At 63.5% G+C, this 7,836-nt stretch carries 10 protein-coding genes; all 10 read right to left on the reverse strand.

Annotated features, from left to right (window positions below):
- A partial coding sequence (locus AC4FAH_RS05885) for an HPr family phosphocarrier protein (protein ID WP_490245766.1) occupies nt 1–200 on the reverse strand: 200 nt, incomplete at its 3' end.
- Nucleotides 187–1,122 carry an RNase adapter RapZ gene (gene rapZ, locus AC4FAH_RS05890; RefSeq protein ID WP_107335427.1) on the reverse strand — a complete coding sequence of 312 codons (936 nt, stop codon included), beginning with the start codon at nt 1,120–1,122 and terminating at the stop codon, nt 187–189. The genes AC4FAH_RS05885 and rapZ, both read right to left, overlap by 14 nt.
- Before the next feature lie 137 nt (nt 1,123–1,259).
- A complete protein-coding gene (locus AC4FAH_RS05895; protein WP_043332557.1) occupies nt 1,260–1,730 on the reverse strand; it encodes a PTS sugar transporter subunit IIA in 471 nt (156 codons plus the stop codon).
- Between the two features lie 9 nt (nt 1,731–1,739).
- Nucleotides 1,740–2,048, reverse strand: coding sequence for a ribosome hibernation-promoting factor, HPF/YfiA family (gene hpf, locus AC4FAH_RS05900; RefSeq protein ID WP_043332555.1), 309 nt, complete (start codon nt 2,046–2,048; stop codon nt 1,740–1,742).
- 660 nt (nt 2,049–2,708) lie between these two features.
- On the reverse strand, nt 2,709–4,157 hold the full coding sequence (locus AC4FAH_RS05905) for an RNA polymerase factor sigma-54 (protein WP_054555105.1): 1,449 nt from the start codon (nt 4,155–4,157) through the stop codon (nt 2,709–2,711).
- Between the two features lie 233 nt (nt 4,158–4,390).
- Nucleotides 4,391–5,131 (reverse strand): LPS export ABC transporter ATP-binding protein, encoded by a 741-nt coding sequence (gene lptB / locus AC4FAH_RS05910; RefSeq protein ID WP_287020104.1) that lies wholly within the window; start codon nt 5,129–5,131, stop codon nt 4,391–4,393.
- Between the two features lie 3 nt (nt 5,132–5,134).
- Entirely contained in the window at nt 5,135–5,713 is a 579-nt protein-coding gene (gene lptA / locus AC4FAH_RS05915) for a lipopolysaccharide transport periplasmic protein LptA (protein ID WP_225347607.1), read from the reverse strand.
- Between the two features lie 108 nt (nt 5,714–5,821).
- Nucleotides 5,822–6,505, reverse strand: a complete 684-nt coding sequence (lptC, locus tag AC4FAH_RS05920; protein WP_286988673.1) for an LPS export ABC transporter periplasmic protein LptC — start codon at nt 6,503–6,505, stop codon at nt 5,822–5,824.
- Nucleotides 6,505–7,074 (reverse strand): KdsC family phosphatase, encoded by a 570-nt coding sequence (locus tag AC4FAH_RS05925; protein WP_052384400.1) that lies wholly within the window; start codon nt 7,072–7,074, stop codon nt 6,505–6,507. The genes lptC and AC4FAH_RS05925 overlap by 1 nt, the downstream gene beginning before the upstream one ends.
- Before the next feature lie 126 nt (nt 7,075–7,200).
- The coding region (locus AC4FAH_RS05930) for a KpsF/GutQ family sugar-phosphate isomerase (protein WP_348682631.1) at nt 7,201–7,836 on the reverse strand (636 nt) is incomplete at its 5' end.

Raw genomic sequence — 7,836 nt, forward strand, 5'->3', positions numbered from 1 at the left:
CCCTCGACATCGATCAGCAGCGTGGTGCCGCAGGGCGCGGCCAGCATCAGCAATGCCATCACATTGGCCGCATTGGCGCGTCGCTCGCCATGGCTGACCATCACCGTCGCGCAATAGGGCGCACAGCAATTGACCAGCTTGGTGGCAGCGCGGGCGTGCAGCCCGCGGCGGTTGGTCAGCGTCAGCTCACGAGAGGCCATCGCGATGCTCCTGCTGATGCTCTTGCTGATCGCTTGCCTCACCCGCGTTGCTCAGCGCGGTATGAATGCCCAGCTCGCGGTGACGCAGGCGTACCTCAGGCAGGCGCTCGGCAAAGTAGCTCGCCAGCTGCTCGCACAGGTAGACGCTGCGATGCTGGCCGCCGGTGCAGCCCACGGACACCGTCAGGTAGCTGCGGTTGCTGTCCTGATAGGCGGGCAGCCAGCGTTCCAGCCAGCCGGCGATATCGTCATGCATCGCCTGGACGGTGGGGTAGCGCTGCAGGAATTCGGCCACGCTGTCGTCGCGACCGGTATCGCCGCGCAGATTGATGTCCCAGTACGGGTTGGGCAGGCAGCGGGCATCGAACACCATGTCGGCGTCGGTCGGCACGCCATGCTTGAAGCCGAAGGATTCAAAGGTCAGCGTCAGGTGGCGGGAGCTGTGCTGGGCGACTTGCTCGGTGATGCGCGAGCGCAGGTCATGCACGCTCAGGTTGGTCGAGTCGATGACCAGATCGGCCTTCTGGCGGATGGGAGCGAGCGTCTTCTGCTCGATCTCGATGGCCTCGGCCAAGGTGTGGTCGTTGTCGCGCGTCAGAGGGTGACGACGACGGGTCGCCGAGTAGCGTTCCAGCAGCACTCGCGAATCGGTGGTCAGGTAGACGACCTGCACGTCCATGCCGCTCTGGCGGACGTTGTCGAGCAATTCGGGGAAGCGGGTCAAGGCTTCCGGCAGATTGCGGGCATCGATGGAGACCGCGATGCGCCGGCGCGCCGGGCTGTCCTTTTCGAGCTGATCGACCAGTGGCGCCAGCAGCATGCCGGGCAGATTGTCGATGGCATAGTAGCCAATGTCTTCCAGCGCCTGGAGAGCGATGGATTTCCCGGAGCCGGAGCGGCCGCTGATGATCACGATCTTCATGAAGTGCTCTCCAAGGGCGAGGTCAACGTCGAAAGAATGCAGGGGTGGGGCAGAAGGCTGCCCGCTATCAGTGCGCTGTACGTCGGCCGATGGGAGGCCAGCAAGACGAAAGCCCGGACGATGTCCGGGCCTGTCATTCAGCGCGCCGGTAATTCGGCGATGGCTTGGGTCAATGCCTCAAAGAGTGCACGCTGGCTGTCTGCCTGGCGCAGGGCCGAGCGATTGGTCGGGGAATTGAGCAATTCCGCGACCTGCCCGAGCAGCGTCAGATGGGTCTCATCCGCTTCCTCAGGCACCAGCAGCACGAACAGCAGATCGATGGGTTCTCCGTCGATGGCATCGAAGTCGATGGGTTCACCGAGCTTCAGAAACGCAGCGATTGGCGTCTTGCAATGCGGGCTGCGTGCATGGGGCACGGCCACACCGTGGCCAATGCCGGTCGACCCCAGTCTCTCGCGCCCGATCAGGCGCGAGAAGACTTCCTGGCTATCCAGGCTGGGAATGTTCTGTGCGATGAAGGTGCTGAAGAATTCAAGCACCCGCTTCTTGCTCCCCCCGGGGACACCGTACAGCGTGCGCTCGGGGGGAAGGATCTGATCAAGTGTCATGGCTGAAGGTCAACGGGTCCCGGTGCCCTGAGAGCGAGCCTGGGACTTTTCCTTGTGTTTGACCAGCTGGCGATCCAGCTTGTCGGCGAGCGCGTCGATGGCAGCGTACATGTTGGGGTCTTCTGCCAGGGCGTGGAGGTCAGCGCCTGCCGCGTGCAAGGTGCAGGCAGCCTGCTGGCGCTCCTTCTCGATCGACAGTGTCACCTGAACATTGGTGATGTTGTCGTAATGCCGTTCGAGGCGAGCGAGCTTCTCGTTGACGTAATCGCGGAGAGGATCGGTAAGTTCCACATGATGCCCGGTGATATTCACTTGCATGGACACGCTCCTTTATCCAGCGGGTTGCCATTCAATTGTAACCCTTTTTGACTACGAGCAAACCCTGATCGGACGCTCTGCAACAGGCTTGACGGCCACCGTCTGGCGATGTTTTCGCACCCTTGCCAGTGGCGTCAGATGTCGTGAGCGTCTGTACCGACAATGCCCAAGCTTTGCGCAAAGATCAACGCTGCGCTGCATCGTGGCTCAGTGCTTGTCTTCAACTCAGTGAGGGGTATCGGAGTGGACTTCAAGGGCACGTCTGGTGGGTGGTGCGTGAAAGACGCGCAAGAAGGCGGGTTTTCGTCGCCAATCCCTGCATGTACGTCGCCTTTCAGGCGCTTCGATTGCGTGGAGCAAGCGGCGTTCCGGGAGGTTCTTCGGGTGTCATCCAGGTGCAATACGCGCAAAAGTGACTTTAAAAACATGCGATTGACGGTGAATGACACTACCGGAATGACGGATTTTCGCCATCATCCTGCGCGCCGTCATGGCTCATGACGGGCAATTGGCGAGCGGTTGTTGGGGTGACAGAGCGCGCGACAGGCGTACCGCTACCCGCGAAGTCAGAGGCTGATGAGCGGAAAATCCAGCGCTTGAGGTTGGAGACGGCTGCCATTGTGGAGGTGAGAGCAGGGCATGGCAGCCGCAGGTGACGCGTCAGGCCAGACGCTTGCGCTCGCTGGAGGAGGGGATGCCCATCGCTTCGCGATACTTGGCCACGGTACGGCGTGCGACCTCGATGCCATCGCTGGCGAGCAGATCGACCAGCCGTGAGTCGGAGAGAGGCTTGCGGGCCGGCTCTTCCGCGATCAGCTTGCGGATGCGGGCACGAATGGCGGTGCTTGAGTGGGCGTCGCCACTGCCGCTGCCACCGACCTGGCTCGAGAAGAAGAACTTGAGCTCGAAGACGCCGCGCGGGGTGTGGATGTACTTCTGGGTCGTGACCCGCGAGATGGTCGATTCGTGCATCTCGACCACTTCGGCGATGTTGGCCAGAATCAGCGGCTTCATGCCTTCCTCGCCTTGCTCGAGGAAGTCGATCTGGCGCGCCATGATCTCGCGGCCGACCTTGAGCAGGGTGTCATTGCGCGATGACAGGCTCTTCATCAGCCAGCGGGCTTCCTGCAGGTTGTCCTTGAGGAAGGTGTTGTCGGCGGACTTGTCGGCACGCTTGATCAGCGCGGCGTATTCCGGCTGGATGCGCAGCTTGGGCAGCGCTTCCGGATTGAGCTCGACCTGCCAGCCATGGCGGGTATGGCGCACCAGCAGATCAGGGATCACGTAATCGCTGGCGGGCTCGCCCCAGGCGGATGCCGGACGCGGGTCGAGCGCGCGCACCAGGCGGATGACGTGGTCCAGCTCGTCATCGTCAAGGCTCAGGCGGCGCTTGAGCAGCTTGCGGTCATCGTTGCCCAGTGCCTCGAGGAATTGACGTACCAGGCGGCGCGCCTGCGCCAGCAGCGGCAGATCATCCGGCAGCAGCGCCAGTTGCAGCAGCAGGCATTCGCGCAGGTCACGAGCGAAGACGCCGGTCGGGTCGAACTGCTGCAGACGCAGCAATACCTGCTCGAGTTCGGAGGCCTTGAGGCCGGGCAGGCCCTGGCCGCGCAGGCCATCGACCAGCTCGTCGAGTGACAGGCTCAGATAACCGGCACCGTCGACGGCATCGATCAGGCTCTCCGCCATCTGGCGTTCACGGCCATCGAGGTCGGTCATCGCCAGCTGCCAGCGCAGGTGGTCCTGCAGGCTCTCGACGCTGGTATTGCGATCGAAGTCCGGCCCTTCTTCACTCCCGCTGCCACTGCCGGAGCTGGTCAGGCTACCGGCGTGGTCCTGGTAGAGGTCCGACCAGTCACTGTCGAGGGGGTATTCCTCGGGAATCTCGCTCGAGGAGTCGGCAGTGGAGATCTCGCTCGAATCCTGTGTCTCGACGACATCCAGCGACTCGTAGTCCTCGTCGAGCTCCAACATGGGGTTGGACTCGAGGGCTTGCTGAATCTCCTGACGCAGGTCGAGCGTCGACAGCTGCAGCAGCTGGATCGCTTGCTGGAGCTGCGGCGTCATGGTCAGCGAGGTGCCGAGGCGGAGTTGCAGGGTGGGTTTCATGGAGTCAGTCAATTCACGGCAAAGGAACGTGCTTACTACGCTATACCGTGACTCGGGGCACTGACAAGTGGTTGTCGTGAATATTCAAGCAACTTGCATGCCATGTTTCCACCAAGGTGGTATGGACGTCATGCATGCGTCTGATGTCAGACATGAAAAAGCCGCTACGCGATAAAATCACGCAGCGGCTTTCGAAGCTTTCGCCTCGCGAGGACTCAGCGCAGCCGCTGACCCTAGAGCGTGAACTCGTGGCCCAGGTAGACGTCGCGCACCTGCTGGTTGGCCAGGATGGAGTCCGCATCACCGTGGGCGATGATCTGGCCATCGCCGACGATATAGGCGGTGTCACAGATATCGAGTGTCTCGCGCACGTTGTGGTCGGTGATCAGCACGCCGATGCCACGGTCGCGCAGTTGACGCACGATGCTCTTGATCTCGCCCACCGAGATGGGGTCGACGCCGGCAAAGGGCTCATCGAGCAGCACGAAATCCGGCTCGGTGGCCAGTGCACGGGCGATCTCGACCCGACGACGCTCACCGCCGGAGAGGCTCATACCGGTGCTGGCGCGGATGTGCGTGATGCTGAATTCCTCGAGCAACTCTTCAAGGCGTGCCTTGCGGCCATTGCGATCCAGGTCCTTGCGGGTCTCCAGAATCGCCATGATGTTGTCGGCCACCGACAGCTTGCGGAAGATCGACGCCTCCTGCGGCAGATAGCCGATGCCGGCGCGTGCACGCTGATGCATGGCGGCAGCGGAGAGGTCCTTGTCATCGATGGAGACGTTGCCGGCATCGGCGCGCACCAGCCCGACGATCATGTAGAACGAGGTCGTCTTGCCGGCGCCGTTGGGGCCCAGCAGGCCGACGATGTCGCCCTGGCGGATCTCCAGCGAGATGTCCTTGACCACCTTGCGGCCCTTGTAGGCCTTGGCCAGATGGCGAGCGCTCAGCGTACGCGGAGTAGCAGCAGTCATGACTCAGTTTTCCTTGCTGGCATTGGCGCCGCGCGGCGTCAGAGTCATGTGCACGCGACCGCCTTCGGTCTGCTGTGCCGTCTTGCTGTTGTTGGCGTTCACCTGGCGCTTGTCGAGGAAGTACTCCACGTAGCCGCCTTCGAAGGTGTCATCGCCTTTCTCGAGACGCGCATTGCCGACCAGCTCCACGCGGCGCTCCAGCGCATGGTAGCGGATGGTGTCGGCCCAGCCCTTGACCAGCTTCTCGTCGGGCGCGGGTTGCTGTTCCAGGTAGGCACGCTTGCCGGTGGCCTTGACCAGCGAGATCTCGCCGCTGCCGGCGCGGCTGATATCGACGCGGCTGGCATCGAGTTTCATGCTGCCCTGGCGCATTTCCACCTGGCCGGTGTAGGTGGCGGTACCGGCCTTGTCATCGAGCGACAGGGCGTCCGCGGCGATGTTGATCGGCTGGCTGGCATCGCTGTCCAGCGCCATGGCGGCCGGGGCGAAGGTGGACATGCCCAGTGCCAGGCAGAGCGCCATGACACCGCTGTTGAGGGTCTGGCGACAGGCCGTCAAGGGCTTGCGAGTCGTGGAAGTCATGGTGGCTCCTTGGCATGACGGGGTCGCCGCCCGAGCAATGATGCCATCGAGCGGCAGAGAAGAAGGTGGTGCGGCGCGGGTCATGGCGTGAAGGCCAGCCCGGCGGATTCATTCACCGCTGGCAGGCGCTGCCTCGAAGGTGCTGTTGACGCGCCCATCATCGGGGGTGGTGTTGTCGGTGCCCGAGTCGATGCGCTCGGCTTCCTTGCTGGCCTCGCTCTGGCCTGTGCCGGGTTGCAGGACGCTGCGAACACGGCCCTGCAGCACGGCGGAATCCCGGGAGAGGTCGGCGCTGAAGCTGTCGCTTTCGACATGCTGGCCATTCTGGGTGATCACGACCGGCACGTCACTCCAGGCGCGATTCTGATCACGGCTGTAGTGCAGGACATCGGTATCGAGGGTCCACCGGTCATCGGGCTGGCGCAGTCTGGCATTGCCCTCGAGGGTGAAGGTGTCGCCGCCGGCGCTCAACACGCCACTGTCTCCCGTGGCATACCAGCGGCGGTCTTCACTGTCGTTGGTGCGAATCTTCGGGGTCTGCGCCCGGGTCACGTCATCGCCTGGCGTGTGCTCGATATGCGGCGAGGTCATGGACTGGATCGCCACGCCGCGCGCATCGAAGCGTGTCATGTCTGCCCCGTCGAGATAGTAATCCGGCTCACTGCTGTCGACCTCGACATTGACGGTCGATTCCAGGCTGTTGCGCTGCTCGATCAGCGCCAGCACGCCACCGACGAGCAGCAACAGCAGCATCAGCCAGAGGCGCGGAGAAGGGCGGGACAGACGTAACATCAGGGGCGCGACTCCTGCAGGTAGGTATCCAGCACCGAGGCCCAGTGGCCCTGGGCCTTGAGCAGCAGATCACAGAGCTCGCGCACGGCGCCATCGCCGCCCTGGCGTGAGGTGACCCAGTTGGCCTCGCTCATCACGTAGGCCATGGCGTTGGGCACGCTGACGCCGAGACCGACACGACGAATGGCTTCGCGGTCCGGCAGGTCATCGCCGCAATAGGCGACTTCTTCCAGCTCGATCCCGTGCTCGCGGCACAGGTCGGTCAGCGCGACCAGCTTGTCTTCACGGCCCTGGATGACATCCTGAATGCCCAGTTCCTTGGCGCGACGCTCGACCATCGGCGAGCTGCGGCCGGTGATCAGCGCAACGCGAACGCCACTGCGCAGCACCAGCTTGAGGCCATGGCCATCCTGGACGTGGAAGGACTTGGTCTCGACGCCATTGGCATCGTAGTGCAGACGGTTGTCGGTGAGCACGCCGTCGACATCCAGAGCCAGCAGACGCACGCGGCGTGCGCGGTCGATGATGTCCTGCGGATATTCTTCGCTCAGGGAATTCGTGTCGCTCATGGTCTTTCTCCTCGCACTCCGTGCATGCTTGACGCTGTCCTGTGAACGGCGCTGATGGGCGTTGAGCGGTAGCGTCTTGCCGGGACGATCTGCCGTCGAACAGAGACAGCGAACGCCCGCGGGAGTTCAGATCACGCCGCTGGCCAGCAGGCCGTGCATATGGATGGCTCCGATGGGGTGCTCATCCTCGTCACAGACTACCAGAACGCTGATGCGGTTTTCTTCCATGATGCGTACCGCTTCGGCGGCCAGCATGCTGGCGCGCACGGTCTTGCCGCCACGGGTCATGACATCATCGACCTTCAGCGCGCGCAGATCGCCATGCTGGTCGAGGGTGCGGCGCAGGTCACCATCGGTATAGACGCCGACCAGGTGGTCGTCATCATCGATCACGCAGGTGAAGCCCATGCCCTGACGCGTGATCTCGAGCAGCGCATCGCGCAGCGGGCTGCCGAGTGCCACGCGCGGCAGGGCGTCGCCATGATGCATCACGTCCTGGACCCGCAGCAGCAGGCGTCGACCCAGGCTGCCGCCCGGGTGGGAAAGGGCGAATTCCTCGGCAGTGAAGCCGCGGGCCTCCAGCAGTGCCACCGCCAGGGCATCGCCCATCACCAGCGCAGCGGTGGTCGAGGCGGTGGGTGCCAGATTCAGCGGGCAGGCTTCCTGGGCGACGCTGGTGTCCAGATGCGCCTCGGCGTCACGCGCCAGGGTCGAGCCGGGCTTGCCGGTCATCGAGACCAGCGGGGTGCCCATGCGCTTCAA

This window comes from Cobetia sp. (assembly GCF_983723665.1).

Coding starts and splice junctions, on each gene's coding strand:
- hpf (WP_043332555.1), bottom strand. CDS start 2,048: ATGCAAGTGAATATCACCGGGCATCATGTGGAACTTACCGATCCTCTC.
- lptB (WP_287020104.1), bottom strand. CDS start 5,131: ATGACTGCTGCTACTCCGCGTACGCTGAGCGCTCGCCATCTGGCCAAG.
- lptC (WP_286988673.1), bottom strand. CDS start 6,505: ATGTTACGTCTGTCCCGCCCTTCTCCGCGCCTCTGGCTGATGCTGCTG.
- lptA (WP_225347607.1), bottom strand. CDS start 5,713: ATGACTTCCACGACTCGCAAGCCCTTGACGGCCTGTCGCCAGACCCTC.
- AC4FAH_RS05905 (WP_054555105.1), bottom strand. CDS start 4,157: ATGAAACCCACCCTGCAACTCCGCCTCGGCACCTCGCTGACCATGACG.
- rapZ (WP_107335427.1), bottom strand. CDS start 1,122: ATGAAGATCGTGATCATCAGCGGCCGCTCCGGCTCCGGGAAATCCATC.
- AC4FAH_RS05895 (WP_043332557.1), bottom strand. CDS start 1,730: ATGACACTTGATCAGATCCTTCCCCCCGAGCGCACGCTGTACGGTGTC.
- AC4FAH_RS05925 (WP_052384400.1), bottom strand. CDS start 7,074: ATGAGCGACACGAATTCCCTGAGCGAAGAATATCCGCAGGACATCATC.